General features: G+C 44.7%; 1 protein-coding gene. It reads left to right on the plus strand.

All coding sequences use genetic code 11. The annotated features are described in order from the left end of the window. Nucleotides 1-16: 16 nt before the first annotated feature. Nucleotides 17-246 (plus strand): hypothetical protein (locus QP363_RS13360; protein ID WP_284764847.1); only part of this gene is annotated, 230 nt, incomplete at its 3' end.

A 246-nucleotide genomic window follows, 5' to 3' on the forward strand; every position in this document is an offset into this window, starting at 1 on the left:
GTAAAGGAGAAGGATTATGGAGAGAACATACGAATTGCTCGTTGATCCTGAACAGTTTGACCATAAGCCTTCCACTTTTGAGATCAAAGCGATTAATGATCGTATCGTCCACCACTCAGTTAAGCTGACTCCACAGCAATTGGCTGCGGCGGTGGGGGATCACGGTCAAACAATGGTATTAGCTACGATGGATGGCAGTCGTAAAAAAGAAAATATGATCCAACAGCAAGTCGCTGCGATTGACTT

The organism is Corynebacterium sp. UMB6689, from assembly GCF_030215295.1.
Taxonomy (GTDB): Bacteria; Actinomycetota; Actinomycetes; order Mycobacteriales; family Mycobacteriaceae; genus Corynebacterium; species Corynebacterium aurimucosum.